This window comes from Desertimonas flava (assembly GCF_003426815.1).
GTDB lineage: Bacteria > Actinomycetota > Acidimicrobiia > Acidimicrobiales > Ilumatobacteraceae > Desertimonas > Desertimonas flava.
Genome location: NZ_QKYK01000019.1, coordinates 45,544 through 72,313 on the forward strand (window position 1 = coordinate 45,544; position 26,770 = coordinate 72,313).

General features: G+C 70.5%; 23 protein-coding genes. 13 read left to right on the forward strand and 10 right to left on the reverse strand.

The window, feature by feature from the left end:
• The first annotated feature begins 46 nt into the window (after positions 1 to 46).
• A complete protein-coding gene (locus tag DN771_RS19295; RefSeq protein WP_116999193.1) occupies positions 47 to 1,330 on the forward strand; it encodes an MFS transporter in 1,284 nt (427 codons plus the stop codon).
• Positions 1,331 to 1,376: 46 nt separating this feature from the next.
• On the opposite strand, the gene DN771_RS19300 is transcribed toward DN771_RS19295, so the two are convergent.
• A complete protein-coding gene (locus tag DN771_RS19300) occupies positions 1,377 to 2,285 on the reverse strand; it encodes a LysR family transcriptional regulator (protein WP_116999194.1) in 909 nt (302 codons plus the stop codon).
• Between the two features lie 104 nt (positions 2,286 to 2,389).
• Between DN771_RS19300 and DN771_RS19305 the strand changes: the two genes are divergently transcribed.
• Entirely contained in the window at positions 2,390 to 3,265 is an 876-nt protein-coding gene (locus DN771_RS19305; protein ID WP_116999195.1) for an alpha/beta fold hydrolase, read from the forward strand.
• Between the two features lie 14 nt (positions 3,266 to 3,279).
• On the opposite strand, the gene DN771_RS19310 is transcribed toward DN771_RS19305, so the two are convergent.
• Positions 3,280 to 4,068 carry an SDR family NAD(P)-dependent oxidoreductase gene (locus tag DN771_RS19310; protein WP_116999196.1) on the reverse strand — a complete coding sequence of 263 codons (789 nt, stop codon included), beginning with the start codon at positions 4,066 to 4,068 and terminating at the stop codon, positions 3,280 to 3,282.
• Between the two features lie 143 nt (positions 4,069 to 4,211).
• Between DN771_RS19310 and DN771_RS19315 the strand changes: the two genes are divergently transcribed.
• From DN771_RS19315 to DN771_RS30710, 3 genes are all read left to right on the forward strand, one after another.
• Positions 4,212 to 5,255, forward strand: a complete 1,044-nt coding sequence (locus DN771_RS19315; protein ID WP_116999197.1) for an ABC transporter substrate-binding protein — start codon at positions 4,212 to 4,214, stop codon at positions 5,253 to 5,255.
• A gap of 115 nt (positions 5,256 to 5,370) precedes the next feature.
• On the forward strand, positions 5,371 to 6,882 hold the full coding sequence (locus DN771_RS19320) for a DNA-3-methyladenine glycosylase 2 (RefSeq protein ID WP_116999246.1): 1,512 nt from the start codon (positions 5,371 to 5,373) through the stop codon (positions 6,880 to 6,882).
• Complete coding sequence (locus DN771_RS30710; protein WP_116999198.1) at positions 6,882 to 7,424, forward strand: methylated-DNA--[protein]-cysteine S-methyltransferase; 543 nt, start codon at positions 6,882 to 6,884, stop codon at positions 7,422 to 7,424. Before DN771_RS19320 ends, DN771_RS30710 begins: the two co-directional genes overlap by 1 nt.
• Positions 7,425 to 7,656: 232 nt before the next feature.
• Here DN771_RS30710 and DN771_RS19330 read toward each other — a convergent pair whose 3' ends face one another.
• Complete coding sequence (locus DN771_RS19330; RefSeq protein ID WP_116999199.1) at positions 7,657 to 8,259, reverse strand: hypothetical protein; 603 nt, start codon at positions 8,257 to 8,259, stop codon at positions 7,657 to 7,659.
• Between the two features lie 122 nt (positions 8,260 to 8,381).
• Here DN771_RS19330 and DN771_RS19335 point away from each other — a divergent pair, with 122 nt between their 5' ends.
• The gene (locus DN771_RS19335) at positions 8,382 to 9,557 is read left to right on the forward strand and encodes an ABC transporter ATP-binding protein (RefSeq protein ID WP_116999200.1); all 1,176 of its coding nucleotides are present in this window, start codon (positions 8,382 to 8,384) and stop codon (positions 9,555 to 9,557) included.
• A gap of 106 nt (positions 9,558 to 9,663) precedes the next feature.
• Here DN771_RS19335 and DN771_RS19340 read toward each other — a convergent pair whose 3' ends face one another.
• From DN771_RS19340 to DN771_RS19355, 4 genes are all read right to left on the reverse strand, one after another.
• On the reverse strand, positions 9,664 to 10,629 hold the full coding sequence (locus DN771_RS19340; protein WP_116999201.1) for a carbohydrate ABC transporter permease: 966 nt from the start codon (positions 10,627 to 10,629) through the stop codon (positions 9,664 to 9,666).
• 1 nt (position 10,630) lies between these two features.
• Positions 10,631 to 12,706: a carbohydrate ABC transporter permease gene (locus DN771_RS19345; RefSeq protein WP_116999202.1), complete on the reverse strand. Its 2,076-nt coding sequence runs from the start codon at positions 12,704 to 12,706 to the stop codon at positions 10,631 to 10,633.
• A 129-nt stretch (positions 12,707 to 12,835) separates the two neighbouring features.
• Positions 12,836 to 14,374, reverse strand: coding sequence for an extracellular solute-binding protein (locus tag DN771_RS19350; protein WP_162942149.1), 1,539 nt, complete (start codon positions 14,372 to 14,374; stop codon positions 12,836 to 12,838).
• Positions 14,375 to 14,518: 144 nt separating this feature from the next.
• Complete coding sequence (locus DN771_RS19355) at positions 14,519 to 15,478, reverse strand: putative zinc-binding metallopeptidase (RefSeq protein WP_116999204.1); 960 nt, start codon at positions 15,476 to 15,478, stop codon at positions 14,519 to 14,521.
• A 116-nt stretch (positions 15,479 to 15,594) separates the two neighbouring features.
• On the opposite strand from DN771_RS19355, the gene DN771_RS19360 reads away from it, so the two are divergent.
• Together DN771_RS19360 and trhA are read left to right on the forward strand one after the other, a co-directional pair.
• Complete coding sequence (locus DN771_RS19360; RefSeq protein ID WP_116999247.1) at positions 15,595 to 16,416, forward strand: crotonase/enoyl-CoA hydratase family protein; 822 nt, start codon at positions 15,595 to 15,597, stop codon at positions 16,414 to 16,416.
• Positions 16,400 to 17,077, forward strand: coding sequence for a PAQR family membrane homeostasis protein TrhA (trhA, locus tag DN771_RS19365; protein ID WP_116999205.1), 678 nt, complete (start codon positions 16,400 to 16,402; stop codon positions 17,075 to 17,077). Before DN771_RS19360 ends, trhA begins: the two co-directional genes overlap by 17 nt.
• 19 nt (positions 17,078 to 17,096) lie before the next feature.
• Here trhA and DN771_RS19370 read toward each other — a convergent pair whose 3' ends face one another.
• Positions 17,097 to 18,338, reverse strand: a complete 1,242-nt coding sequence (locus DN771_RS19370; protein ID WP_116999206.1) for a serine hydrolase domain-containing protein — start codon at positions 18,336 to 18,338, stop codon at positions 17,097 to 17,099.
• 59 nt (positions 18,339 to 18,397) lie between these two features.
• Between DN771_RS19370 and DN771_RS19375 the strand changes: the two genes are divergently transcribed.
• Together DN771_RS19375 and DN771_RS19380 are read left to right on the forward strand one after the other, a co-directional pair.
• Complete coding sequence (locus DN771_RS19375) at positions 18,398 to 19,636, forward strand: CaiB/BaiF CoA transferase family protein (RefSeq protein ID WP_162942150.1); 1,239 nt, start codon at positions 18,398 to 18,400, stop codon at positions 19,634 to 19,636.
• A gap of 48 nt (positions 19,637 to 19,684) precedes the next feature.
• Positions 19,685 to 20,701: a sigma-70 family RNA polymerase sigma factor gene (locus DN771_RS19380; RefSeq protein ID WP_116999208.1), complete on the forward strand. Its 1,017-nt coding sequence runs from the start codon at positions 19,685 to 19,687 to the stop codon at positions 20,699 to 20,701.
• A 63-nt stretch (positions 20,702 to 20,764) separates the two neighbouring features.
• Here the strand turns inward: DN771_RS19380 and DN771_RS19385 are convergent, their stop codons facing one another.
• Positions 20,765 to 21,568: a hypothetical protein gene (locus DN771_RS19385; protein WP_116999209.1), complete on the reverse strand. Its 804-nt coding sequence runs from the start codon at positions 21,566 to 21,568 to the stop codon at positions 20,765 to 20,767.
• A 213-nt stretch (positions 21,569 to 21,781) separates the two neighbouring features.
• On the opposite strand from DN771_RS19385, the gene DN771_RS29665 reads away from it, so the two are divergent.
• From DN771_RS29665 to DN771_RS19395, 3 genes are all read left to right on the forward strand, one after another.
• A complete protein-coding gene (locus DN771_RS29665) occupies positions 21,782 to 22,114 on the forward strand; it encodes a hypothetical protein (protein ID WP_162942151.1) in 333 nt (110 codons plus the stop codon).
• Between the two features lie 95 nt (positions 22,115 to 22,209).
• Positions 22,210 to 23,313, forward strand: coding sequence for a TerC family protein (locus DN771_RS19390; RefSeq protein WP_227462412.1), 1,104 nt, complete (start codon positions 22,210 to 22,212; stop codon positions 23,311 to 23,313).
• Between the two features lie 60 nt (positions 23,314 to 23,373).
• Positions 23,374 to 25,896 (forward strand): DEAD/DEAH box helicase, encoded by a 2,523-nt coding sequence (locus tag DN771_RS19395; protein WP_227462413.1) that lies wholly within the window; start codon positions 23,374 to 23,376, stop codon positions 25,894 to 25,896.
• Positions 25,897 to 25,953: 57 nt separating this feature from the next.
• Here the strand turns inward: DN771_RS19395 and DN771_RS19400 are convergent, their stop codons facing one another.
• A complete protein-coding gene (locus DN771_RS19400) occupies positions 25,954 to 26,697 on the reverse strand; it encodes an ABC transporter ATP-binding protein (RefSeq protein ID WP_116999211.1) in 744 nt (247 codons plus the stop codon).
• Positions 26,698 to 26,770 lie beyond the last annotated feature (73 nt).

Here is a 26,770-nt window from a genome sequence, read left to right on the forward strand (position 1 = left end):
TAACGCGGTCGTGGCGACGGCGCGGTCAACCAGCAGGATTGCTGACGTGTTGACCGCGACCGCCGCCGAACCCACCGAGGCGCCGGCGCGTCTCGTCACGCGGCCGTTCGTGGCGGTCACGATGGCGGTCTTCGCGTTCTTCGTCTACGTGGGCGTGCTGGTGCCGATCATCCCCACCTACGTGGAGGACGAGATGCGCGGCGGCGAGCTCGGCGTCGGCCTGGCCATCGCCGCGTTCGCCGGGGCGGCGATCGCCGTACGGCCCCTGATCGGCCGCCTCATCGACCGCTTCGGCCGCCGGGCGCTCATGATCGGCGGATCGTTGCTGGCCGCCGTCGTCGGCTCGATGTACGGCTTCGTCGACTCGCTTCCGGCGCTCCTCGTCCTGCGCGGGCTGACCGGCATCGGCGAGGCGGCGCTGTTCGTCGGCGCGGCGACGCTCGTGGCCGATCTCGCGCCGGCCCATCGCCAGGCCGAGGCGTCCAGCTACTTCTCGGTCGCCGTCTACGGCGGCATCGGGGTGGGACCGCTGCTCGGCGACCTGGTGATGGACCACAACGGCTTCCGCGAGGCGTTCATCCTCGCCGCCGGGTGCGCCGCCCTCGCTGCCGGCTTGTCGGTGGCCGTGCCGAAGTGGGTGCGTGGCGTGTCGAGCACGAGCCCCGTCGAGGGCATCGACTCCGGGTCGATCGATCTCGACGGGACCGGCCGCGCCGCGTTCATCCATCCCGCCGCGCTGGCGCCGGGTCTCGTGCTCGCAGTGGGAATGGCGGCCTACTCGACGTTCTCGGCATTCCTCCCCGACCACTCCCGATCGCTCGGGATGTCGGGATCGGGCGGCTTGTTCACCACCTACAGTCTCGTGTGTCTCGCCCTGCGGGTTGCCGGCGCGCGGGTGCCCGAGCGGCTCGGTCCCCGCACGTCCGTGACAGTGGCCTTCACGGCGCTCGGCGGAGGGTTGGCGTTGCTCGCCGCCGTGCCCCAGCAGTGGGCACTGTGGGTGGCCGCCGGCCTGGTCGGGTGCGGCATGGCGTTCCTGTATCCGTCGTTGATGGCGCTCACCGTCAACCGGGCGTCGGATCGCGACCGGGCGCGGGCGATCAGCTCGTTCACGATGTTCTTCGAGATCGGCACCGCCGTCGGTGGCCTGACGCTCGGGGCCCTGGCCGATGCCCTCGGCAAGCGCGTCGGGTTCGGCTCGGCGGTCGCCCTGTGCGTGTTCGGGGTGTGGATGTTGTGGACGGTGACGTTGCCCCGTCCGGCCGCCACGCCGGCGCTGACGGTGCCCGCGGGCGCCGGCCCCGCGTTCGTCCCGGTCTGCGGCGAATAGGCGTCGCCGCACCGGCCCGCCCCCGAGACGCGCCTGATCGGCGCGGTCAGCCGCGGGCGGCCACCTCATCGGCGGCCGCGAGGAACGCCCGCAGCCCGCGGTGGCGATCGCGGGCGCGCCAGGCGAGGGCCGATCGGGACGGCGGCAGATCGTGGATGCGCACGTAGGTGACGTCGGGGTGGGCGTAGGTCGCGGCGAACGCCGACGTCACCGGGTGGACGACCGTCCCGTCGGCCACGGCCAAGATGAGCGTGCTGGCCTCGTCGGCGCGCAGTGGTATCCGCCGTATCGGCCGCCCGGACGGCGTCGTGGTCGGTGTCATCGCGGCGACGAGGTCCCGGGGCGCCTCGATGTCGAGGTCGGCGATGGCGTGGTCGGCCAGGTCCTCGATGGAGATGGACGCGCGCCCGGCCAGCGGATGGTCCCGGGCGACCGCCAGCATGCGTGGGTGGCGGGACAGCACGCGACCGGTCACCACGCCGGGGATCCCGACCGGGAGCGACGCCACCATGACGTCGACCTCGCCGCGTCGGAGCGGACCGAAGCGGTCGCGGAACGGCAGGCCGACCATCTCCACACGGCTTGCGGGGTAGGCGCGCTGGTGAGCCTCGATGATCGCTCGCACCTCGGGACCGACGACCGCGGCGGCGATCACCCCGAGACGGACCGGATCGCTGACGTCGCTGCTCGCCCGCTCGGTGGCGGCCAGGACGCGCTCGAGCGCGTCAAGGGCGCTGCCCGCGTCGGAGCGGAAGCGTTCTCCCGCCGCGGTCAGTTCGACGCGGCGGCTCGTCCGGCGGGCGAGCTGGACCCCGAGCTTGCGCTCGAGCTCGCGCACGCTCTGACTCACGCGTGACTGCGTGACCCCTGCGCGTTCGGCGGTCCGGCCGAAGTGCAGCTCCTCGGCGAGGATGAGGAACAGGCGGATCTCCCGGAGCTCGACCGAGCGCCACATCGATGAGCGACACTACTTGGTGTCAGTCGTGATCGGTCGTTGTTCCGTGACCGCTCCCGGTCGGACACTGGTGGGGACCACCCTTGAGAGACACAGAGCATCCGATGACCGAGATCCAGACCCAGACCCAGACCGTCGAGGCCGACGGCGCGATCGTCACGTTCGACATCCGCGAGCGCGCCGACGCATCGGGCGAACATCCGACGCTGGTGATGGTCGCCTCGCCGATGGAAGCGCTGGGCTTCGGCAGCCTGGCGCCCTACTTCGCCGACCGTCGCGTCGTCACGTACGACCCCCGCGGCGTCGGACGGAGCACCCGGACCGACGGGGCGACCGAGTCGACGCCCGAGCAGCACGCCGACGACATCCGTCGCGTCATCGAAGCGATCGGAGGAGGGCCCGTCGACGTGCTGGCCAGCAGCGGTGGCGCCGTCAACGCCTTGGCCCTGGTCGCCGCGCACCCGCACCTGGTCCGCACACTCGTCGCCCACGAGCCGCCGCTCGCCGCGTTCCTTCCCGATCGCGACGAGGTGCTGGCGGCCAACGACGACATCGGCGAGACCTATCGCCGGCGCGGCATGGGCCCGGCGATGGCGAAGTTCCTCCGCGTCGTGATGGTCGAGGGCCCGGTGCCGTCGTTCGCCGGCGAGCCGGATCCCGATCCGGCGGCGTTCGGGCTGCCCGTCGACGACGACGGATCCCGCGATGACCCGCTGCTCGGGCAGAACAATCGCACGTGTGTCCCGTACGAGCCCGACGTCGAGGCGTTGCGCGCCGCGTCGACGCGGATCGTCCTCGCGGCGGGCGAGGAGTCGGCCAACCAGATGACCGGCCGCGCCGCCGCGGCGACGGCTGCTGCACTCGGCGTGGAGCTCGCCGTGTTCCCGAGTGGCCACGCCGGGTTCCTCGGCGGCGAGTTCGGCCAGCACGGCCAGCCCGAGGCGTTCGCGGCCAAGCTGCACGAGGTGCTCGACGGCTGACCGCGGCGCTGCGCTCAGGTGTGGCGGATCGTCATCCCCCCGTCGACCGGGATGGTGGCCCCATTGAGGAAGCTGGCCGCGGGAAGGCACAGGCTCAACGTCATCTGGGCGACCTCCTCCGGCTCGCCGTAGCGGCGCAGCGGCACCTTGCGGCGGGCGTACGTCGCCTTGTCGTCGTCGGCGATGCCGGCGGTCATCCCGGTGTTGATCGGGCCGGGACAGATGCAGTTGACGGTCACGCCGTGCCGTCCGAGCTCGACGGCGAGGCTGCGCGTGAGCCCGGTGACGGCGGCTTTCGACGCGCTGTAGGCGGCGATGCCCGCGGTGGCCACGATCGCCTCGGTGGACGCGATGTTCACGATGCGCCCCTTGCCGCTCTCGATGAGCAGCGGTGTGGCGAGCCGGGCGAGATGCGCGTAGGCCGTGATGTTGACGGCGAGCGTGCGGTCCCAGTTCTCCCAGAAGGACTGGGCGTCCTGGAAGGCCGACGTCACCAGCGACACGCCCGCGTTGTTGACGAGGGCGTCGAGGCCACCCAGCCATCCCGTCGCCCCGGCGACGGTGCGCTCGCCCTCGTCGGCCGACGCCAGGTCGGCGACGAAGCCGCGGGCGGCGTCGGGTCCGTGGGCCGTCGTGATCTCGTCGACGACCGTGTCGACCCGATCGGCAGTGACGTCGACGACGGCGACACGCGCGCCCTCGTCGGCGAACAGATGAGCCGTCGCCCGTCCCATGCCGCTCGCCGCGCCGGTGACGATGACGCGATGGCCGGCGACGGAGCGTGAGAGCGTGGTGAGCCGCATCGCGGCGATGGTAACGATGCCCTTCGCTCCGGCACGGACCAGACGGGGGTCTCGATGACGTGGTTGTGAGGTTTACTTCATATGATGCGTCAGGTAGTCAAGATCTCAACTGCCGGCTGCCCTGACGAACGGAGGACACATCCATGCTTCGACGCTCTCGCCTCGTCGCCGCCACGGCCCTCGCCGTGGCGGTGGTCGCTCCCGCTTCCGCGGCCGCGGTGTCGGCCACGTCGGTTCCTCCGGGCTCGCGTGCCGAGTCGCCGGCTGCCGAGTCGCCGGCGACGGTGGTCGACGGTGTGTGGTCGTACACGGACGGCAGCGGTCGCACGACCACGCTCGACGAGGTGCCCGAGCGCATCGTGATGCACTCCGGGGCGGCCGCCGCGTTGATCCCGCTCGGCATCCGGCCGGTCGCGGTCTTCGCCGACGACAACGTCGACGCGGATCCGTACCTGCGGGGTGTCGACCTCGAGGGCATCGAGATCGTCGGTGAGGAGTGGGGCGTCATCAACCTCGAGGCCGTCGCGGCGCTCGAACCGGATCTCGTCATCGCCGAGTACTGGCCCGTCGAGGACGGCTACAGCGGCATGGAGGAGTCGACGGGCAACGGCTACGAGCTGATGACCGACATCGCGCCCGTCGTCGGTCCCGCCCAGGGGCCCTCCGTCGTGGCGATGATCGAGGACTTCGAGAACCTCGCCGTGTCGCTCGGAGCCGACCTCGACGCCGCCGATCTGGCCGGCGAGCGCGTCCGCTTCGAGGCCGCCGTCGCCGCGTTCAGCGCGGCGGTCGAGGCCAAGCCGGGTCTCACCGTGCTTGCCGTCGCGCCCACGACCGAGGGGCTGTACGTCGCCGTCCCCGAGAACGCGGCCGAGCTCGCCGACTTCATGTCGTGGGGGCTCGACATCGTCGTGCCCGATCCCGACCCCGAGTTCCCGTACTGGCAGCAGCTCAGCTGGGAGCAGGCCGACCTGTATCAGGCCGACGTGATCATCGTCGACGATCGGTCGCCCGAGTCGATCGACGTCGCCGAGGAGCAGCCGACGTGGGACCTGCTCGATGCCGTGCGCGCCGGGGCCGTCGCCGACTGGCCGGCGTTCCGACTCCGCAACTACTCCGCGTATGCCGACGCCCTGGAGGCGCTCACCGGCGTCATCGACGCCGCCGACCCCGACCTCGTCGACTGACCGGGCCGACGTTCCGAGATAGTGCCAGGCACTATCTCGGAACACGCTCGCCGCCGGCGGGTGGTTGTCCGAAACCCGCTCATCGGCCGCGGCCGGAGCGGGCAGACTCGTGGACGTGGAGCTCGATCACGAGTGGTGCTACCGGGCGGTGTCGAGCCGCGACGGGCGGTTCGACGGCTACTTCGTGACCGCCGTCAAGACGACCGGCATCTACTGCCGGCCGAGCTGTCCGGCCGTGACGCCCAAGCGGCAGAACGTCGAGTTCTTCGCCACGGCCGCCGCCGCCCATGATCACGGGTATCGAGCGTGCAAGCGCTGCCGACCCGACGCCTCGCCGGGCTCGCCCGAATGGGACGTCCGGGGCGACGCCGTCGCCCGGGCGATGCGCCTCATCGCCGACGGCGTCGTCGACCGTGAGGGAGTCACGGGCCTCGCCGCACGCCTCAACTACAGCGAGCGCCACGTCAACCGTCTCATCACCGACGAGCTCGGGGCCGGCCCGCTCGCCATCGCCCGAGCTCAGCGCGCCCAGGTGGCCCGCGTCCTCATCGAGACGACGACGATGCCGTTCACGGCGATCTCGTTCGCAGCCGGATTCGGCAGCGTCCGACAGTTCAACGACACCGTGCGCGCCGTGTTCGCCGCCTCGCCCAGCGAGCTGCGCGCCGCGCGACCGGACAGGGCGTCCCGCCGGGCGACGCCACTCGACGAGCACACGAACACCGTCATCGTCGACCTCGCCGTGCGGCTGCCGTTCGACCTGACGAGCACGATCGGCTTCCTCGCCATCCGCGCCGTGCCCGGCACCGAAGCGTTCGCCGACGGCGTGTACCGACGTTCGCTCGTGCTCCCGCACGGTCACGGCGTCGCCGCGATCCAACCCGAGCTCGTCCACGTCGGCGGCCGGACCGCCGTACGCGTCGAGCTCGTGCTCGATGACTGGCGTGATCTCGCACCCGCCGTCCGCCGGATCCGTCGGCTGCTCGACCTCGACGCCGACCCGACGGCGATCGACGACGTGCTCGGCTCGTACCCGGCGATGAGGGAGCTCGTCGACCGTCACCCGGGACGCCGCGTGCCGGGCAGCCCCGATCCGTTCGAGACGGCGGTTCGGGCCGTCGTCGGCCAGCAGGTGTCGATCCTCGGCGCCCGCACCGTGACCGGACGGATCGTCGCCGCCGTGGGAGCGAGCCTCTCGCCGGCGCTCGCCGGGAGAGGCCTCACCCATGTCTTCCCGACGCCCGACGAGATCGCCGGCATCGACCCCCGGCTCCTCGCCATGCCGATGCGCCGGCGCGCCACGCTCGTCGACCTGGGCGTGCGGGCGTCGCTCGGCAAGGTCCTGCTCGATGTCGGTGCCGATCGCGACGATGCCCGCCGTGCGCTCCTCGACGTGCCGGGGATCGGACCGTGGACGGCCGACTACGTGATCATGCGCGGCTTCGGCGACCCCGACGTGTTCCTCCCCGACGATCTCGGCGTGAAGCAGGGCCTCGCCCTGCTCGGGCTGCCCGTCGCCGCCGCCGACGACTGGCGACCGTGGCGGTCCTACGCCCTGCATCATCTCTGGGGCGCGCTTGGCGCGTCGTCCCGCTCATCGACCGCACACCCGAAGGAGGCCACCTGATGCCCGTCGACGCAGCCACCGACGTCACCACCCGCGCGGGCGCTCCCCGCCGTCACCTCGTCGTGGACAGCCCGATCGGGCCGTTGACGTTGGTCGCCGCCGACGGGGCACTCGTCGAGCTGCGCTTCGCCAACTCCCCACTCGCGCCGGGCGAGGGCGGCGCCGAGGACTCCGGTGACCCCGTGCTGCGGCAGGCCGCCGACGAGCTCGACGAGTACTTCGCCGGCGAACGGACCGACTTCGGCGTCCCGCTCGCCCCACGAGGCACGGCCTTCCAGCTCGCCGCGTGGAAGGCCCTGCGGGAGATCCCGTACGGCGAGACGGTGAGCTATGGGGATCAGGCGCGCCGACTCGGCGATGCCCGGAAATCACGCGCCGTGGGCGCGGCCAACGGCCGCAATCCGATCCCGATCATCGTCCCGTGCCACCGCGTGATCGGCGCCAACGGCAGCCTCACCGGATTCGGCGGCGGCATCGAGACGAAGATCTGGCTGCTCGACCACGAACGCGGGATCCGGGGCGGCCAAGCCACCCTCTTCTGACCGGCGCTCCGGAATCCGCGATCAACGCGCCGATGAGGAGCGGTCGCGTCGCGACCATCGCGCACAGCGCCGTTGGGGAGGTTCGGAGGGGATTCCCCTCCGATGCGGCGACCAGCGGAGCTTGCTCCGCCGCCGCTCTTTCAACTCTTCGTGCGAGCGCAGCGAGCTTCTTCGATCACCTCGCCGCAGGCGAGCGAGGAGCGAAGCGACGATGCGAGCCGAGGACGAAACGTCAGTTGCGGTTGCGGGCGCGGGAAGCTTGTTCGCGGCGGGCGGCGGCTTCGGCCTGCTTGCGGCGGCGGGCCTCGAGGCGGCGGGCCCGGAGCGCCTCGCGCTCGGGGTCGGGCGCGGCCTCGGCGGTGGGCTCGACGGCGGGAACGATGCGCCGTGGCTCCTCCTTGGGGAGCTTCACGAGGTCGTCGTTCTTCAGCAGATCGCGGATCACGTTCGCAGCAGCCGCTTCACCGGCCACGGTGGAGGCCAGCATGACGCGAGTGATGGCGAGGCCGTGACGCTCGACGACGCCGGGCAGCACCTCGCGCAGCTGCTCGCTGGTGGGGTTGTCGCTGTGGTCGCCGAGCTTCTCGATGCAGTCGGCGAGACAGGCGTCGGTGAGGATGATGGCGATGCTCTCCATCGTGCCGTTCATGCGGCCCTTGGTGGCGGCGGAGCGGATCGCCTCGGGGGTGACGGCGTCGCCGGTCTCGCCCACGAGGCGCTCGATCGCCTCGCGATGGTCGTCGCCGAGGGCGGCGACAGCGGCCGTCAACTCGTCGTCGGACGTCTCCCTGAGCGCCCGGTCGAGCAGCCCGAGCGCCTGCAAGCGGGACTTCATCTGATTCACGGTCGTCAGACGCTATCGGGCGCACCGGCGAAGCTCTCACCGGTGCCCTGGCCACGAACACATGGACGATGCGACCGTCCGTGGCCGCGGTGGTTGGCGAGTAGGGTGTGCCGATGGCCACAGTGGTGCTCGAAGACGTCAACAAGATCTACGACAACGGCTTCCATGCCATCCACGATCTCAGCCTCGAGATCGCAGACAGTGAGTTCCTCGTCCTCGTCGGCCCGTCGGGCTGCGGCAAGTCGACCGCTCTGCGCATGGTCGCCGGCCTCGAGACCATCACGGCCGGCAAGCTGATGATCGGCGACCGCATCGTCAACGACGTGCAGCCGAAGGACCGCGACATCGCCATGGTCTTCCAGAACTACGCGCTGTACCCGCACATGACGGTGTTCGACAACATCGGCTTCGCCCTCAAGCTCGCCCGCGTGCCCAAAGACGAGATCGCCACCCGCGTGAAGAAGGCCGCCGAGGTGCTCGAGCTCACCACATACCTCGACCGCAAGCCGGGTCAGTTGTCCGGTGGTCAGCGCCAGCGCGTCGCGATGGGCCGGGCGATCGTCCGCCAGCCGGCAGCGTTCCTCATGGACGAGCCGCTGTCGAACCTCGACGCCAAGCTGCGCGTCCAGATGCGCGCCGAGATCGCCCGCCTGCAGCGGGACCTCGGCGTCACCACGATCTACGTCACCCACGACCAGGTCGAGGCGATGACGATGGGCGACCGTGTCGCCGTCCTCAAGGACGGCTACCTCCAGCAGGTCGACGCACCGCAGACGCTCTACGATCACCCGACCAACGTGTTCGTCGCGGCGTTCATCGGCTCGCCGTCGATGAACCTGTACGACGCCGGGCTCACCGTCGACGGCGACTCCGGAACGGTCGAGATCGGCAGCCAGACCGTCGCGTTCGGACCGGCGACGATCGCCGGTTTCCCCTCGCTCGCCCAGTACTCGGGTCGGCGCGTCATCGTCGGCATCCGCCCCGAGGACTTCGAGGACGTCGAGGTGATCGATCCCGACGACGCCCCCGCCGACCGCCGCATCCGCGGTCAGGTCAAGCTCGTCGAGGCGCTCGGCTCGGAGCTGATGGTGCACTTCGTGATCGACGCCCGGACCGTCGACTCCGGCGATCCCGACGCTCCCGAGCAGGAGATGGGCGAGGGCATCGCCAACGCCGTCGCCCGGTTCCATCCGCGGTCGCGGGCGAAGGCCGACTCGATGATCGAGATCGCCGTGACGAGCGACAACCTGCACTTCTTCGATCCCGAGACGCGCGAACGCATCCGGTGATCGTCCGGGCTTCGTTCGCCGCTCATCCGCCCACCGAGCGCTGGAGCACGCCGGCGGGCTGACGGCCTGCCGCGGGCATCCTCCACTCGGACGGGTGGGCGGCCGATCAGCCCTTGACCGACCCGGCGAGGATGCCCCGGACGAAGAATCGCTGCAGCAGGAAGAACACGACGAGCGGTATCGCCGACTGGACGAACGCCCCGGCCGTCAGCAGGTGCTCGGAGGCGCCGAAGTTCGCCGACGCCTGACCGGCGATCACGATCGTTGTCGGGTACTGCTGGTAGTCGGGCTGCCCGATGAGGCGCAGCAGCACGTTGGCGACGAGATAGTCGTTCCACGTCCAGAGGAACTGGAAGATGGCGAAGGCGGCGAGGACCGGCACCGACAAGGGCAGCACGAGCCGCCAGAAGATGCGGAAGTGGTCGGCACCGTCGATGCGGGCCGCCTCGAACAGGTCTCGCGGCAACGACGAGATGTAGTTGTGCAACAGGAAGATGGCGAACGGCATGCCGAACGCCGTGTGGCTGAGCCAGACGGCATTGGTGGTGCCGGCGAGGCCGAGGTCCGGGAACACGGTGATCGTCTTGTCGAGCCAGGGGATCGTGAGGTGGGCGCCGAAGTTGAAGAGGCGCAGCAGGGGCACGAGGGCCACCTGCAACGGGATCGCCAACAGCGACACCGTGGCGATGAAGAGCCCTTGGCGGCCCTTGAAGTCGATCCACGCGAACGCGTAGGCCGCGAACGCGGCGATGGCGATCGGGATGATCGTCGCCGGCAGGGCGATGGCCAATGAGTTGGCGAGGCCCGATCGGATCGTCGGCACGCCGGCCGCCGCATCGGCCAGCACCTCGCGGTAGTTGTCGAGCGTGAAGCCGTCCCAGTGACCGAGCAGCACGTTCCACCAGCCCGAGCGCGTCTGTACGGTCCGCTCGCGGAACGAGTTGACGAGCAGACCGAGCGTGGGGGTCATCCACACGACGACGAGGAGCCACAGCACCCACGTCGGCACCGAGCGCAGGAACCGGTAGAGCCGGTTGTCGGAGCGAGTGGGATCGATGATCGCAGCGCCCATCTCAGGCCTCCTTCTGCATCTTGCGGATGTTGTAGACCATCACGGGCAAGATGGCGACGAACAGCAGCGTGGCGTACGTGGCCGCTTTACCGTTGTTGACGGCGTTGACCTGCTCGATCATCTGGAAGGCGATCACCTGGGTGCCGCTCTGGCCACCCGTCATCACCTGGATGATGTCGTAGACCTTCATGACACTCACGATGAGCGTCGTGACGACGACCCCGATGGTCGGTAACAGCTGGGGCAGCGTCACCTTCCAGAACGTCTGGCTCGTCGTCGCCCCGTCGATGCTCGCCGCCTCGAGGAACTCGGTGGGCACGGCCTTGATCGCCGACGAGAAGATCACCATGGCGAAGCCGGTCTGGATCCAGATCAGCACGACCATCAGCCACATGTTGTTGAACGGGATGTCACGCACGACGTCGGGGATCGACGGCAGCTGGTTCTGAAGGGCCCGGTCCTCGACGATCTCGAAGCCGAGACCGCGGGTGACGAGCAGCACGCCGAGCAGGCCGAGCACGAAGGCGCCCCCGAGCGAGAAGCCGGCGCGCGAGTACTGCTGCGTCGCCACGCCCGTCCAGGCGATCCAGCAGAGGCCGGCAACGATGAGGGCGATCACGAAGAAGACGATCCACTTCTGCACCGTCGTGTTGCTGAGCTGACCGAGGCCGAACCAGATCGCGTTGAGCACACCGCTCTGCGGTTCGTTGATGTTCTTCGGCTTGTAGATCAGCCGCCAGATGACGCCCGCGCCGACGAACGAGATCGCCATCGGCAGGAAGATCAGCGACTTCGCGACGTTCTCACCCTTCGCCCGGTCGGCGAGTACGGCGACGGCGAGGCCGAACGCCGTCGACAGCAGCGTGACCGTGATGACCCACCAGAGGTTGTTGATGATCGAGCCGCGCAGCGTGCCGAGGACGAGGCAGGCGAGGAAGAAGAACCCGGTGAGGGCGGCGATCGTCGTGCCCGGTGTGTTCTCGAACGCCCGCCGGACCTTGCGGCCGTTGTAGACGCCGATGGCGAGCGCACCACCGACGAACACGATGGCGATCCAGAACAGCCGGCTGCCGAAGAAGTCCGGCCAGTCCCACCGCGACTTGTCGAAGAAGCTCGGCGCCGTGATGACCTGGTGGTAGTTGTCGAACCCGACGTTGTTGACGCTCCGCGCGTCTTGGAACGACTGGATGACCGTCTGCACCAGGGGGACGAGGAGCCCGCCGAGGATGAACGTCAGGGCGGGGACGAGGAAGATCCAAGAGCGCGAGCGCTGCTCGATCTCACGGCGGCGGAGGCCGTCGGGCCGGCTGCGCATCGAGATGGCCAGGCCGATGGCGGCGAGGGGGATGACCGTGGCGACGAGGGCCTCGGCGATCGAGCCGCCGTCGATGACGGTGCCGGCCTCGTCGGTGGAGGCGAACGTGGCGCCGCCCCAGGCGCCGATGAGCCAGCCGACGCCGCCGCCCGTGAGCGCCGACTGAACCAGCCGATCGCCCGAGGCCTTCTTGCTGAGCAGCCGTCGTCCCACGGCGATGGCGATGCCGATGCCGGTGCACACGAGGAGCTTCGCCCAGTCGAGGGCGGGCTGGCGCGACTCGTCGACGGCGACCGCCAGCAGCACACCGACACCGGCGAACCCGCCGACGGCGACCGGCAGCCGGGCCGACTGCAGTTGCTCGGAGGAGACCGCCAACATCACGGCGGCGACGGCGACGCCGCCGATGACGGCCCACAGCCACGGCCGGGCGGCCGTGTCGCGCAGGATGCGGTTGCCGTCGAGGGCGAGGAACGTGAGGAACCCGACGACGAATCCGGTGGCGGTCGCGAACTGGGTCCAGCGCGCGTACGCCCGGTTGAAGAGCAGGTTGGCGCCGACCCACGCACCGACGGAGATTCCCACGGCCGCGACCACCTTGAGGAGGGTGGTGCCGACCCGTGACGGCGTGACGTAGTAGATGAGGAAGACGGTGACGGCGACGGCCAGCACGGTCCTGATGATGGCGCCGGGAGTCCGCGGGAGTGGGAGTTGCCAGCTGCGCCGAGCAGTGTGTTCGGCGGCGATGTCGGTGGTGGTCAACGCTGAGTCCCCTCGTCTCTCGGGCCGGGTCGACATGAATGCTGCCAGATCGAGCGAGGGCTGCCGGTCACCCTGCGGTGACCGGCAGCCCTCGTCGTTGATCAGGTCGGGCTCAGCGTGACGGGGAGGTCACGGCCACGCCGCCTCGATGGCGTCGGTTGCCCCTTGGGCATCGACCTCACCGTTGACGAATGCCGTCGCCTGCGTGAGGAACGCCGTATTGACTTCGGCCGGCATCGCGTCGGAGCCGTCGAAGCCCACGGGGTCGGCGTTGAGCAGGATCTCGATGAATCCCTGCTCGAGCTCGTTGAAGAGCGACGTGTCGACACCATCGGCGGCGGTGAGGAAGCCCGAGCTGGCGCCTTCGCCGCTGTCGGCGGCGGCGAGCGCGGCCTGCGACTCCTGGCGGGCCGAGGCGTACTCGGCCGAGCCGAGGTACTGCATCACTGCCCAGACCTCGGGGCGGTCGGCGAACGCCGCGGCGTTGATGCCGCCGACGAGCGTCGGGTTGCCCTCGTTGGCCGGGAAGTAGAAGGAGTCGAGCTGACCCTCCTCGGTGCCGAAGGTTCCGCCGGCCTCGGCCAGGAACGAGGCGAAGAAGCTCGCCTGGCGGTGCATCAGGCAGTTGTCGTCGACGAGCGCCTGGGCGTTGTCGGGTCCGAACGCCGTGCCGGCGATCGAACCGCCCGCGGCGTACACGTTCTCAGGCGCCCACCAGCTCATCACCTGGTCGAAGTCGGCGACGATCTCGGGCGAGTTGAACGGCACCTCGTTGGCGACCCACTGGTTGTAGAACTCGATGCCCTGGTTGCGCAGGACGAGCTCCTCGATCCAGTCCGTGAACGGCCAACCGGTGGCCCCTTCCGAGCCGATGCCGACGCACAGCGGCGTGTTGCCGTCGGCGGCGGCCTGCTCGAGCAGTGCCGTGAAGTCGTCGAGGGTCGTGGGCACCTCGTAGCCGAGCTCGGCGAAGCGAGCGGGCTTGTACCAGACGAGCGACTTGAGGTCGGCCTTGAAGGGAACACCGAACTGGGTGCCGTCGACGTTCGTCAACGCCATCCACGAGTCACCCCACACCTCACCGACCGCCGCCACGACGTCGTCGGGCAGTGGGAAGGCGTCGCCGCTGGCGGCGAACCCGGCGATGCGGCCGGGCTGCGGGAACACGCCGATGTCAGGCGGGCTGCCGCCTGCGACCTGCTGGCCGATGTCGCTCTCGAAGCTGCGAACGCCGGTGTAGGTGATCGTCATCCCGTGCTCTTCGGCGAACACGTTGAGGGCCTCCTGCATGGCCTGGCCCTCGTTGGTGGTGTTCTCCTCCACACCCGACACGGTGACGGTGGTGCCGGCGAGGTCGTAGCCGTCGAGTCCGCTGTCGCTGCCGCGGCCTGCGCCCGCGCCGATGGCGCCCGCGTCGGGGGCGTCGCTACCGGCGGCGGCGTCGGTGCCCATGGCCTCGGTGCCCATGGCTTCGGTGCCCATGGCTTCGGTGCCCATGGCTTCGGTGCCCATGGCCTCCGTGCCCATGGCCTCGGTCCCGGCGGCCTCGGTGCTGGCGGCTTCCGTGCCGTCGGGCGGTGCGGTGGCACTCGCCGTGGCGGCGACGGCGGCGCCGCCGATCATCGTGGCTGCCGCGAGTAGCGACAGACCTCTTGTGCGCTTACGCATTCTTCCCCCTCGTCAAAGGAGCCAGCGGGGTTGCTGCTCGTTCGTGGTGAGCTGCCGGTTCTTCCCGGCCAGCCGACTTTTCCACACCGGGGGTTACCGGTCAAGAAGGCGTTTGTTACTGCACAGTGGGTCCTTGGGCCCTGGTCACGGCCGGAAGTGGACGACCTGCCAGCACGCCTCGATGCGGCGGCGGGCGCCGGACGAGAGGGCGAAGGGGTAGAGGTCGCGCATTCCCATCGCCCGGGCGAGCTCGTTGGCGGCGAGGCTGGCGGTGACCGCTGCAGAGACCCACTCCGCCGGGTCGAACGGAGCGGCGGGCGGTTCGATCACGCCCCAGGCGGCACCCGTGGAGACGACGTCGTGGATGTGCATCACCTGGGCCCACGACTCGGCGAAGTCCTCCCAGGGGTGCGCCGATGCGTAGAACGACACGTGCTCGTCGCGCCACGCACCGTCGTCGGTGCGGGCGTAGTGCCGGTCGAGCGCCGCCTGGTAGTCGGCGGTCTCGTCGCCGAACGTGGCGCGGAACGCGCCGAGGCGCTGGGGATCGCCGGCGACGTGACGGAGCCAGACGTAGTGGCCCAGCTCGTGGCGGATGTGGCCGAGCGGCGTGCGGTACTGCTCGCCGAGCGTCGATCGGATCTGCTCGCCGCGCGCCGGATCGGCTTCGTCGAGGTCGAGGGTGATCAGACCGCCGAGATGCCCGATCACCGCGGCGCCGCCTGCCGAACGGGATCGGTACGTGAAGCGCAGGGCCGGTTCGGTGCGCCACTCCACACCGAGGGCGGTGAGCTGCCAGAGTGCCCGCCGCTGCGCCGACAGGAACGGGATGAGCAGCGTGGGGCGGGCGTCGTCGGGTGCGTCGACGATCAGGCAGCTCGGGCACCACGCCGGGCCGCCGTCGGTGGTGACGGCCCCGTCGTCGGGACGCCAGTTGCATCGCCAGTCGTCGCGCTTGCGACACCCGCCGGTCACGGCCAGGTCCGCCACGTCGAGCCCTCCGTCGGGCAGCACGCGGAGGGTGAGGCTCGTCTCGCAACGCACGCAGCGCATCGAGTCGAAGAAGACCTCGTTGCCGCATGTCGGGCAGTGCAGCCGTTCCACGCCCGCAGTCTGGCCGCGCGATGGCGTCGTCGCACCGGGTTCGCCGTCACCTCACCGTCAGCTTGGCGGTGCGCCTCGATCTCCGGCGGGTCGTGCGCCGGCGCGAGCATGGGGCGATGAGCGAGACGAGTTCCGGCGACGCCGGCATCCGGGTGCACGACGACGGCCCGGTGCGCATCGTCACCATCGACCGGCCCCACCGCCGCAACGCAGTCGATTCCCGCGCCGGTGCGGCGATGCGAGAAGCGTTCGAGGCGTTCGACGCCGACGACGCGCTGTCGGTCGCCGTGCTCACCGGGTCTGGCGGCTACTTCTGCGCCGGGGCCGATCTCAAGGCATTGAGCGAGGGCGATCGGCGCCCGGTCGGCGCCGACCTGTCCACGCCCGGCCCGATGGGCCCGACCCGCATGCGGCTGTCGAAGCCGGTGATCGCCGCCATCGAGGGGCCGGCCGTCGCCGGCGGGCTCGAGCTCGCCGTGTGGTGCGATCTGCGTGTCGTGGCCGCCGATGCCGTGATGGGCGTCTACTGCCGGCGCTTCGGAGTGCCTCTCGTCGATCTCGGCACGATCAACCTGCCGCGGCTGATCGGCCACAGCCGGGCGATCGACCTGATCCTCACGGGACGAGGCGTCGACGGCGTCGAGGCCGAACGCATCGGGCTGGCCAACCGCGTCACCGAGCCGGGTGGAGCCCTCGCCGCTGCCGTCGCCCTCGCTCACGAGCTGGCCGCCCTCCCACAGTTGTGCATGCGCAACGACCGCCTGTCGGCCCTGGAGCAGTGGGATCTCGACATCGACGCGGCGATCCTCAACGAGGCTCGCCGGGGACGGGAGACGATCGCCAGCGGGGAGACGCTCGCCGGCGCTCAGCGCTTCGCGTCCGGTGCCGGACGTCACGGCACTCCGACCGACGCTCCCGGCGATGACGCGTCAGGCTGAGGTGATGGACACGGTCGCCGCGCTGGTCGTACGGCCGGCGTGGCGCGGGGTGATCCACCGGTGGTCGGTCCCGGTCGCCGTGACGCTGATGACGATCGTCGCCGTGCGCGCCCCGACGGGTGGCATGCGCGCCGCGTTGATCGTCTACGGCATCGGCATCGTCGGCATGCTCGCCGTGAGCGGGGTCTACCACCTGCCGTACGCGTCAGCCCGCCTGCGAGGAGCGCTGCGACGCGTCGACCACTCGACGATCCTGCTGGCGATCGCCGGCACGTACACCGGGGTCATCGTCGTCGGGCTCGACGGGGCGACGCGTGTCGTCCTGCTGACCGTGGCCTGGGTGATCGCCGGGACCGGCGTGGCGATCCGCATGTTGTGGATGCACGCCCCGTCGGGCCTCGTCGCCGCCGTCTACCTGGCGGCCGGATGGATGCTGCTCCTGCATCCCACGGCGTACCTCGGAGCCCTCGACGGCACCGAGTTGGCCCTGCTCGGCGCGGGCGGGGTGCTCTACACGGCCGGAGCGGTGGTGTATGCGCTCCGCCGGCCCGATCCGTGGCCCTCGACGTTCGGCTATCACGAGGTGTTCCACACGCTCGTCGTGCTCGCCGCCCTCTCCCACTGGGCGAGCATCTTCCACTTGGTCACGCGCACGGGCTGACCGGGTGGCCCGGGGAACGTCAGTCGACGAGGGCGGCCTTCACGAGGGAGCGCAGCAGAGGCCGGATCGGGTGGCTGTCGCTCGGCAGCAGCTGGGTCATGAACACCACCGTCATGTCGAGCTCGGGGTCGACCCAGAACGTCGTGCTGGCCGCACCGCCCCACCCGAACTCGCCGCGGGAGTAGGGGACCTTGGCCGCGGCGGGATCGATCACCACGCTGACGCCGAGACCGAAGCCCACGCCGTCGTAGGTGGTCTCGCTGAAGAACGGCCGGGCGACGGCCTCGAGGTCGACGTTGCCCGGGAGGTGGTTGGTGGCCATGTAGTCGACGGTGCTCGGCGCGAGGATCCGCGTGCCGTCGAGCGCACCACGCCCGGCGAGCATGTTGGCGAAGCGCACGTAGTCGCTCGTCGTCCCCACGAGTCCGCCCCCACCGAGCGACGCCGCGGGTGGCTTCTTGGCGGCGTCGCCGAAGGCGTCGAGACGCACCGCCGTGCCGTCGGCCGGTGACGGCGTGTAGAGGGCGGCGAGACGATCGACCTTCTCGTCGGGTGCGAACCATGACGTGTCGTCCATGCCGAGCGGGTCGAGCACCTCGTCCTGCACGACGTCCGCGAACGGACGCCCGGCGATCGCCTCGACGACCATGCCGAGCACGTCGGTGCTCATGCCGTAGTTCCAGGCCGTGCCCGGTTGGAACAGCAGGGGCAATGACGCGATGAGGTCGCACACCCCGGCGAGGTCGAGCCCGGCCGGCACGCCCCACTCCAGGCCGGCCTGGCGGTACAGCCCGTCGACGGGATGGGCGTTGGCGAAGCCGTAGGTGAGCCCGCTCATGTGGGCGAACAGGTGCCAGATGCGCATGGTCTCGGTGACGGGCTCGAGCTCGGGCTTCGTGCTCGTACCGCTGCGCCACACCTTCTGGTGGGCGAACGCCGGGAGGTACTTGGCGACCGGCTCGTTGAGCAGGAACTCGCCGCGCTCCCAGAGCCGCAGCGCCGCAACCGCCGTGATGGGCTTGGTCATCGAGTAGAGCCGGAAGATCGTGTCGTCGGCCACGGGCAGGTCGCTCTCGACGTCGCGGCGGCCGTACGACGAGAAGTGGGTCAGTTCGCCGTGCTGCGAGATGGCGATCTGCCAACCGGGCAGCAGGCCGCTGTCCACGAAGCGGGCGAGCCGGGCGTCGAGCTGGGCGAGACGGGACGGGTCGAGCGACCGACGCGTCGCGGGCGGCTGGGCAGGCGAGGACACGGTTGACATGTCGGTAGTTGAGCACGCTCGCTACCAGCTCGGCGCCACCGGGACGCGAGACTGTCGCCGTGCCGCTGCCACTCGAGGGAATCCGCGTGCTCGACTTCACACGCGTGCTCGCCGGACCTCACGCGACGCGCATGCTGTGCGACCTCGGCGCCGAGGTCATCAAGGTGGAACCGCCGGTCGGCGACATCACCCGATTCACCCGGCCCCGCATCAACGGCGTCGCCACGTACTACGCCCAGCAGAACGTCGGCAAGCGCAACGTGAGCATCGACCTGTCGGCGCCTGGGGCCACCGACCTGGTGGCCGACCTCGCCGACAGGTGCGATGTGCTCATCGAGAACTTCCGGCCCGGTGTGATGGACAAGCTCGGACTCGGACCGGCCGTGCTCCGCGCCCGCAACCCGGGCCTCGTGTACGTGTCGATCAACGGCTACGGATCGACGGGCCCGCTGCGGCACAAGATGGCGTACAACGTGGTGATCTCGGCGGAGGCCGGCCTCACCAAGTTCCAGGGTGACGCCCGCGGTGGCGTGTACGAGAGCGACCCGTCCGATCACGCCGACGTCTACTCCGCGCTGGAGGCGGCCACCGCGGTCCTCGCCGCGCTCGTCCGCAGGGAACGGACCGGAACTGGCGACTGGGTCGAGGTGTCGATGGCCCACACGATGCTCTACGTCAACGACCACCTGCACGATCAGCTCTTCGACGGCGACGTGGAACCGGGCACGATTCGTAGCTTCGGCACGCCGCAGTACGTCGTGCTCGAAGTGGCCTCCGGCGAGCGGATGGCAGTCAGCGGCCATCCCGCCGAGTCCGGATCGTTCGAGTACTTCGTGCGCGCTCTCGAGCTCGACGGGCTCGGCGACGACCCGCGTTTCGGCACCGTGGCCGACCGCCTCGAGCACTTCGCCGAGCTCCGCGCGATCGTCGCCGAGGCGGCGCTGCGGATCCCGGACTCGGCGACGTTCGAGCGGCGCTTCGCCAACCACCGCTTGGCGTCGGGCGTGGTGCAGTCGGCTCGAGCGCTCGCCGATTCGGAGTGGGCCCGGCACCGCGGCGTCATCCGATCGATCCCCGACCGTTCCGGTGGCGAGATTCGCGTCCCCACCGGGCCGTGGCAATTCGCCGACGCCACGCCCGACGGGCCGACCGGCTCGGGCGGCTCGGCCGGCGACATCGTGAGCCACCGCGGTGAGGACAACCGGGCCGTGCTGTCCGACGTGCTCGGTCTCGACGAGGCGACGATCGACGACCTCGAGGACCGCGGCGTGCTCTCGTCGCGCGCGCCACGCGTATAGCAAAACTGTCCAAGTCAGAGCCACTTGCTCTGCCCCTACCATGGGCGAATGTCGCCTGAACCCTCCCTCTCGGCGCCCGTCGTCACCCTCCCCGTGAAGACCCCTGTCGCGGCCGACCTCGAGCCCTACCGCAAGCAGCTCACGGGCTACTGCTACCGCATGCTCGGCTCGGCCTCCGAGGCCGAGGACGCCGTCCAGGAGACGATGATCAAGGCGTGGCGCAACCTCGACCGCTTCGAGGGTCGGGCTTCGCTGAAGTCGTGGCTGTACCGGATCGCCACCAACGTCTGCCTCGACATGGTGCAGGGCCCGCAGCGGCGGGCGCGCCCGATGGACCTCGGGCCGGCCTCGAGCGCCGACAGCAATCTCGGCGCGCCGGCCGGCGAGGCCACCTGGCTGCAACCGGTGCCCGACGGTCTCGTCCTGTCGGGCGAGGGTGATCCGGCCGAGGTCGCCGCCGAGCGCGAGACCATCAAGCTGGCGTTCGTCGCCACGCTGCAGCATCTCCCATCACGCCAGCGGGCGGTGTTGATCCTGCGCGAGGTGCTGCGGTGGCAGGCCACCGAGGTCGCCGAGCTGCTCGGTACCACCGTGGCGTCCGTGAACAGCGCGCTGCAGCGGGCCCGCGCCACGCTCGAGTCGATCGACCCCGAGGCCTTGAGCTCGCGTCCGATCGGAGCCGACCATCAGGCGCTGCTCGACAACTTCCTCGCCGCCTTCGAGGCCTACGACGTCTCGTCGATCGTGACCCTGCTCCGGGACGACGTCGAGTTCTCCATGCCTCCGTTCCAGCTGTGGCTCGAACGGCCCGAGGAGGTCGCCAAGTTCCTCATGGGACAGGGCATCGAGTGCAAGGGCTCCAAGCTCCTCCCGGTCCAGGCGAACGGCCAGCCGGCGTTCGCGTGCTACCACCCGGCCAAGGACGGCGACGGCTACGCCCCGTGGTGCCTGCAGATCTTCGACATCGAAGGCGACAAGATCGTCGGTTGGCACAACTACCTCAGCCTCGACCACACGCTCTTCCCCCTCTTCGGCCTCCCCGAGAGGTTGCCCGCCGACGCCTGAGTCGTTTCGTCCTCGGCGAGCACCGTCGCTGCGCTCCTCGCTCGCCTGCGGCGAGTCCGTGGCCTACAGAGTGCAGCGGGGGTCGTTGGGCAGGGTGGCGTCGGCGACGATGATCTCGCCGTCGAGGAGGTAGCCGCCGGTCGCCGTGTCAGTCTCGCCGTCGTTGGGGAGCTCCACGCAGTCCCCGTCGACCGGATCGCCGGCCAGCGGCCACGGGCGGTCGACCTCGCCGGACCAGTAGCCGCCCATACGCACGATCCACTCGTCGGGGACGTACGGGGAGAACTTCGACAGCTCGCTCGCGAAGTTGTCCTCGAGCTCGAACAGCGCCGCGCGCAGTTCGTTGTACGCGCGGCGGTTCGCCTGCTCCTCAGCGGTGAGCCCATCGCTGTAGTTCGGCGCGTACACCGAGTGTTCGACGCGTTCGCCGTCGATGTCCAAGACGAGATCGCTCGACGGCGAGTCGGTGATCAAGGGGTCGCCGAAGTCGAGATCGTCGTCGAGCAGGCCGAGGTCCTCGATCTGTTCGATGAGGTCGTCGACGGCGTCGTCGGAGAGCGTCGCCCATTCGTAGGCGCCGGGCGGCGCCGGCGGCGCCATCCGAGGAACACCGCGCGGCGACGCGGCGGCGAAGCCCTCCGGCACGTACCAGTCGCCCATGTCGGCGCGGCGATAGACACGACCGTCCTCGTACACGACGACGGTCCCGCGATCGAGGTTGACCAGTTGACCCGCCGGCTCGCGATGGCCGGCCACCTCGGAGATCACCACCGCAGCGGTCGCACCTGGCGCCGCCGAGGCGACACCTGCGGCGGAACCGGTGCCGGCGGCGGCGAGGGCGGTCAACGTGAGGGCACGGCGAAGCATGCCGTCTTCGACGCCAGCCGGGACCTCCCGGTTCCAGGCGGGGTCAGGTTTCCTGGCCGGTGAGGGTCCCGTCGTCCGCGGCCATCCCGGAAAAGTCGTGACCCATGCCAGATAGGCTGCAGGCGATCCGCAGTGGACCCCACCGTCGCACCCCTTCCCTCACGACAGGCGAGGGGACCGGTCCGACTGGTCGGAGTGCTCATCGGCCGTCTGATGATCGCTGCGCTGGCCGCTCTCGGTCTCGTCGTTCCCGCCGCGTCGGCCCACGCCAACATCGGCACGGTCGTCGCCGTGGCGACGACCGCTGATGACGCCCATCACGCCGGCTCGGTCGACGCGACGGCCGTGTCGGTCGCCAGCCGCACCGCCAGGCAGCGCCGGTCGCCGCGCCTGCTCGACGTGCTCGGCCGACTCGTGCGGACGATCAGCAGTCTCGCCGTCACGTCATGGACGATGCCCGCCCGCATCGTCGGGGGCGTGCCGCCCGGGCGGGCGCCACCGGTGTTCGCAGTGCCCGTCCCCGGCCCCATGACCATCGCCGCCTGACGCCCGACTCCGGCCCGGGCCCATTCACCGCGGCTGGCGCCCTTGCTCGTTCCTCGCGGCGATCGCCGCTGACCCCTTCTCTCCAGGAGTTCCTGTTGCCCCTTGCTACCTTGACCGGCCCGCTGCTCGCCCAGCTGCCCGTCAGCCGTTCGCCTCTGACGGGCTGGCGCCCGTCGCGGGCCGTCGCCGCCGGAGGATCCAGCGACGACAACTTCGTCAGCTTCGACGTCCCCGCGTGGGTGTGGCTCACCCTGGTCGGCGCGATCGTGGTCATGCTCGTCGTCGACCTCCTGCTCGTTCACCGGACGGCGCACGTGATCACGATCAGAGAGGCGTCGATCGAGTCGGCCATCTGGATCTCGATCGGCCTGCTCTTCGGCGTGGTGATGCTGGTCTGGCAGGGCGGCGCGGCGGCCGGCGAGTACTACTCCGGCTTCCTCATCGAAAAAAGCCTCTCCGTCGACAACGTGTTCGTCTGGGCGGTGATCTTCTCGTTCTTCTCCGTGCCTCGCCAGTACCAGTTCCGGGTGCTCTTCTGGGGCATCTTCGGAGCTCTCGTCCTGCGGGCGATCTTCATCTTCGCCGGGGTCGAGCTGATCGAGCGGTTCGACTGGATCCTGTACGTCTTCGGTGCCTTCCTGCTCTACACGGCGTTCAAGATCGCCCGGCACGACGAGAACAAGCAGGTCGACTACAACAGCAACGTGGCCATGCGCCTGGTTCGCCGGTTCATCCCGACGACCGACCAGTACGACGGCCAGAAGCTCTTCACCAAGCAGGAGCGCACGAGAGACGGCGTCACCAAGATGGTGCGGGTCGCCACGCCGCTGTTCGCCGTGCTGGTGCTGATCGAGGCGACCGACGTCGTCTTCGCCGTCGACTCGGTGCCCGCCGTGCTGGCCGTCAGCCGCGAACCGTTCCTCGTGTTCGCGTCCAATGCCTTCGCCATCTTGGGGCTGCGGTCGCTGTACTTCCTGCTCGGTGGGATGCAGGGCAAGTTCCGCTATCTCAACGTCGGCCTCGGCGTGATCCTCGCCTTCGTCGGCATCAAGATGCTGCTCATCGGCGAGCCGTTCGAGATCCACATGCCGACGCCGGTGTCGCTCGGCGTCATCGGTGTCGTCCTCGCCGTCGCCGTGACGGCGTCGATCCTCGCCGACAAGCGCGACACCGAGGCTGGAGTGGCCCCGAAGCACTGACGTGGAGGTAACAGATGGTGCCTGGCACCATCTGTTACCTCGGCCCGCCATGATGGCGGGGTGAGTCTCTTCGACCGTCTGCCGCCCGCCGGCTCCGATCCCGTCGACATGGTCGACGCCTTCGGCGCCTGGGCGGCGGACGGTGGACGGCCGCTCTACCCGCATCAGGAGGAAGCGGCCCTGGCGCTGGCCGCCGGCGATCACGTCGTGCTCGCCACGCCGACCGGCTCGGGCAAGAGCCTCGTGGCCACCGTGGGCGTCGCCCTCGCCCTTAACCGGGGCGAGCGAGCCGTGTGGACGGCACCGATCAAGGCCCTCGTCGCTGAGAAGTTCTTCGAACTGGTCCACCTGCTCGGCGCCGAGCGGGTGGGCCTGGCCACGGGCGACGCCGCCATCAACACGTCGGCGCCGGTGCTCGTCTGCACGGCCGAGGTCCTCGCCAACCAGGCGCTGGCCGAAGGCCCGGCGAGCGACGTCGGCTACGCCTGCCTCGACGAGTTCCACTACTACGACGACCGCGACCGGGGCTGGGCGTGGCAGGTCCCGCTACTGGAGCTGCACCGGTGTCAGTTCTTGCTCGCCTCGGCGACGCTGGGCGACGTCACCCCGATCACCGACGATCTCGAACGGCGATCGGCCCGCCCGGTGGCGATGGTGACGTCGGTGCACCGGCCGACGCCGCTGTACCACCAGTGGCGGATGACGCCCGTCGCCGAGTCGGTGTCCGAGGCCGTCCGCGACGGGCTCAGCCCCGTGTACGTGGTGCACGGCACGCAGGCGGCGGCGATCGAGCGGGCCCAGGCGCTCGTGAGCCTGCCGCTCACCACCCGCGAGCAGCGCGAAGCCATCGCCGCCGCCCTCAAGGGCACCCGGCTCACGCACGGCTTCGGCAAGACGCTCGGCCGGCTCCTCGCCAACGGCGTCGGCGTGCATCACGCCGGCATGCTGCCGCGCTACCGGCGTCTCGTCGAGCGGCTCGCCGGCGACGGACTGCTGGCGGCGATCTGCGGCACCGACACGCTCGGCGTCGGCGTGAACATCCCGATCCGCACCGTGCTGATGACGGCGCTCACCAAGTTCGACGGGTCGCGTGTGCGTGTCTTCACTGCCCGCGAGTTCCACCAGCTGGCCGGCCGCGCCGGCCGCCCGGGCTTCGATCCCGACGGCCACGTGTGGGCTCAAGCGCCCGACCACGTGATCGACAACGCCCGGGCCCTCGCCAAGGCGGGAGACGATCCCAAGGCCCGGCGCAAGGCGGTGAAGGCCAAGCCGCCCGAGCGTTTCGTGCACTACGACGAGACGACGTTCTCCCGGCTGGTCGACGCCGCGCCGGAGACGCTGCGGTCGCGGTTCAAGGTGACGGCCGACCTCGTGGCCACCGTCCTGGCCCGACCCGACGGACCCGCCGCCCTGAAGGAGTTGCTGGCAACGAACCACGAAGCGCCCGATCGCCGGCGGACGCACCGGCGCCGGGCGATCGCCGTCTACCGGAGCCTCGAGGCGGCCGGCGTGGCCGAGCGGCTCCGCGATGCCGAGGGTCGGTGCGCCGGCGTACGCATCGGCTCGCTCGACGACGGCGCGCCGTTCACGAGCGTGTCGAGGGTCCGGCTGTCGTCTCCGCTCGCCGCCTTCGCCATCGAGGTGGTCGCCACACTCGATCGCGACGACGCCGCCTACGACGTCGACGTGCTGAGCGTGGTCGAGGCCGTGCTCGAGGACCCCCGTCAGGTGCTGATGGCACAGGAGGACGCGGCGCGGGCTGCGGCGATCGCCCGCATGAAAGCCGACGGTGTGGAGTACGAGGAGCGCATGGAGCGGCTCGAGGGCATCACGTGGCCCAAGCCGCTTGCCGAGCTGCTGGCGTCGTGCCACACCACCTACCGCACGAACCACCCGTGGATCGATGCGTGGCCGGCACCGAAGTCGGTGGTGCGCGACATGCTCGAGAGCGGCGACACGTTCTCGACGTTCGTGCGCCGCTACCGGCTGGAACGGAGTGAAGGGCTCGTCCTGCGCTATCTCGCTGATGTGTGGCGGACGCTGTCGGACACGCTGCCGGCGGCGGCCATGACGCCGACGCTCGACGACGTCGTGGAGTGGCTCGGGGCGATGATCCGGGCGACCGACGCGACATTGCTCGACGAATGGGAGCTGCTGTCGACCGGAGCGGTGACCGAGCGGGCAGAGACGGACGCGCCGACGTTGGCGCCCGCCGGCCCGCCGGCGGCGTGGCGGACGGCCGTGCGGACGGCCGCCTTCGGCTGGGTCGAGCTGCTGGCCGCTCACAATCACGAGGCGCTCGCCGCCCGCACCGGCTGGACCGTCGAGCGCATCGACGAGGCGATGACGCCGTACTGGTCGCAGTACGACACGCTGCTCATCGATGGCGACGCTCGGTCCTCGGCGTACTTCGACCTCGCCGACGAACCGGCCGCCGACGGGCCCGGCCGCTGGCTCGTCACGCAGCGCCTCGCCGATCCCGATGGCGACGGCGAGTGGCGCCTGGTCGCGTCGGTCGATCTCGCCGCGGCGCTCGAGGAAGGGGCACCCGCGCTGCAGCTGGATTCACTCGGTCCGTTCTGACGGGCGCGATGAGCGATGGGGCCGCCTGGCGGCCCCATCGCTCATCGCGCCGCAGGATCAGCCGACGGAGGACGCGGCGAGGTCGGCGAGGATGGCGGCCCGGGCGCCGACGAAGTCGCCGGCGAGTTCGATGCCTTCGGGACGCGGGCGGGGGAGGAGCACGTCGTGGACGGCGGTGACCCGTGACGGGCGGGGCGACATCACGACCACGCGGTCGGCGAGCAGGAGCGCCTCTTCGATGTCGTGGGTGACGAGGATCGTCGTGCGGGGCTGGTCGACGTGCAGCTGCTCCAGCCACCGCTGCAGCTCGCGGCGAGTGAGCGCATCGAGCGAGCCGAGTGGCTCGTCGAACAGCACGACCGGCGCAGGCGACAGATGGGTGCGCAAGACCGCGACACGCTGCCGCATCCCGCCCGACAGTTGGGCCGGCCACGCTCTGGTGAACCCGCCGAGCCCGAAGCGATCGAGCAGGTCCGAGGCCCGCCGCCGGCTCGCGGCGCGGTCGACGCCGGCCGCGTCGGCGGCGAGGGTGGTGTTCGACAGCACCCGCCGCCACGGCAGGAGCAGGTCCCGCTGCGGCTGGTAGGCGGTCAGCCCGGGCTGCGGCGCGGAGTCTCCGAGACGCACGTCGCCGGCGCTCGGGGCGACGAGGCCGGCGGCGACGCGCAGCAGCGTGGTCTTGCCGGCGCCGCTCGGCCCGACGACAGCGACGAACTCGCCGGAGGCCACGTCCAGGTCGAGGCCGCCGAGCACGTCGACGCCGCCGAACGACACGCAGACGCCTTCGAACCGGACACGCATGCCGGAGTCGCTCAGCAGTCGGCCGAAGGAGGACCGTTACGGTTGGTGCCTGGCACCAACCGTAACGCTCTAG

What these genes read in the sequence shown, in the direction of transcription:
- DN771_RS19300 (WP_116999194.1), bottom strand. Translation starts at nt 2,285, where the DNA reads ATGTGGCGCTCGGTCGAGCTCCGGGAGATCCGCCTGTTCCTCATCCTC.
- DN771_RS19305 (WP_116999195.1), top strand. Translation starts at nt 2,390, where the DNA reads ATGACCGAGATCCAGACCCAGACCCAGACCGTCGAGGCCGACGGCGCG.
- DN771_RS19310 (WP_116999196.1), bottom strand. Translation starts at nt 4,068, where the DNA reads ATGCGGCTCACCACGCTCTCACGCTCCGTCGCCGGCCATCGCGTCATC.
- DN771_RS19315 (WP_116999197.1), top strand. Translation starts at nt 4,212, where the DNA reads ATGCTTCGACGCTCTCGCCTCGTCGCCGCCACGGCCCTCGCCGTGGCG.
- DN771_RS30710 (WP_116999198.1), top strand. Translation starts at nt 6,882, where the DNA reads ATGCCCGTCGACGCAGCCACCGACGTCACCACCCGCGCGGGCGCTCCC.
- DN771_RS19330 (WP_116999199.1), bottom strand. Translation starts at nt 8,259, where the DNA reads ATGAAGTCCCGCTTGCAGGCGCTCGGGCTGCTCGACCGGGCGCTCAGG.
- DN771_RS19335 (WP_116999200.1), top strand. Translation starts at nt 8,382, where the DNA reads ATGGCCACAGTGGTGCTCGAAGACGTCAACAAGATCTACGACAACGGC.
- DN771_RS19340 (WP_116999201.1), bottom strand. Translation starts at nt 10,629, where the DNA reads ATGGGCGCTGCGATCATCGATCCCACTCGCTCCGACAACCGGCTCTAC.
- DN771_RS19350 (WP_162942149.1), bottom strand. Translation starts at nt 14,374, where the DNA reads ATGCGTAAGCGCACAAGAGGTCTGTCGCTACTCGCGGCAGCCACGATG.
- DN771_RS19360 (WP_116999247.1), top strand. Translation starts at nt 15,595, where the DNA reads ATGAGCGAGACGAGTTCCGGCGACGCCGGCATCCGGGTGCACGACGAC.
- trhA (WP_116999205.1), top strand. Translation starts at nt 16,400, where the DNA reads ATGACGCGTCAGGCTGAGGTGATGGACACGGTCGCCGCGCTGGTCGTA.
- DN771_RS19370 (WP_116999206.1), bottom strand. Translation starts at nt 18,338, where the DNA reads ATGTCAACCGTGTCCTCGCCTGCCCAGCCGCCCGCGACGCGTCGGTCG.
- DN771_RS19380 (WP_116999208.1), top strand. Translation starts at nt 19,685, where the DNA reads ATGTCGCCTGAACCCTCCCTCTCGGCGCCCGTCGTCACCCTCCCCGTG.
- DN771_RS19385 (WP_116999209.1), bottom strand. Translation starts at nt 21,568, where the DNA reads ATGCTTCGCCGTGCCCTCACGTTGACCGCCCTCGCCGCCGCCGGCACC.
- DN771_RS29665 (WP_162942151.1), top strand. Translation starts at nt 21,782, where the DNA reads ATGATCGCTGCGCTGGCCGCTCTCGGTCTCGTCGTTCCCGCCGCGTCG.
- DN771_RS19400 (WP_116999211.1), bottom strand. Translation starts at nt 26,697, where the DNA reads ATGCGTGTCCGGTTCGAAGGCGTCTGCGTGTCGTTCGGCGGCGTCGAC.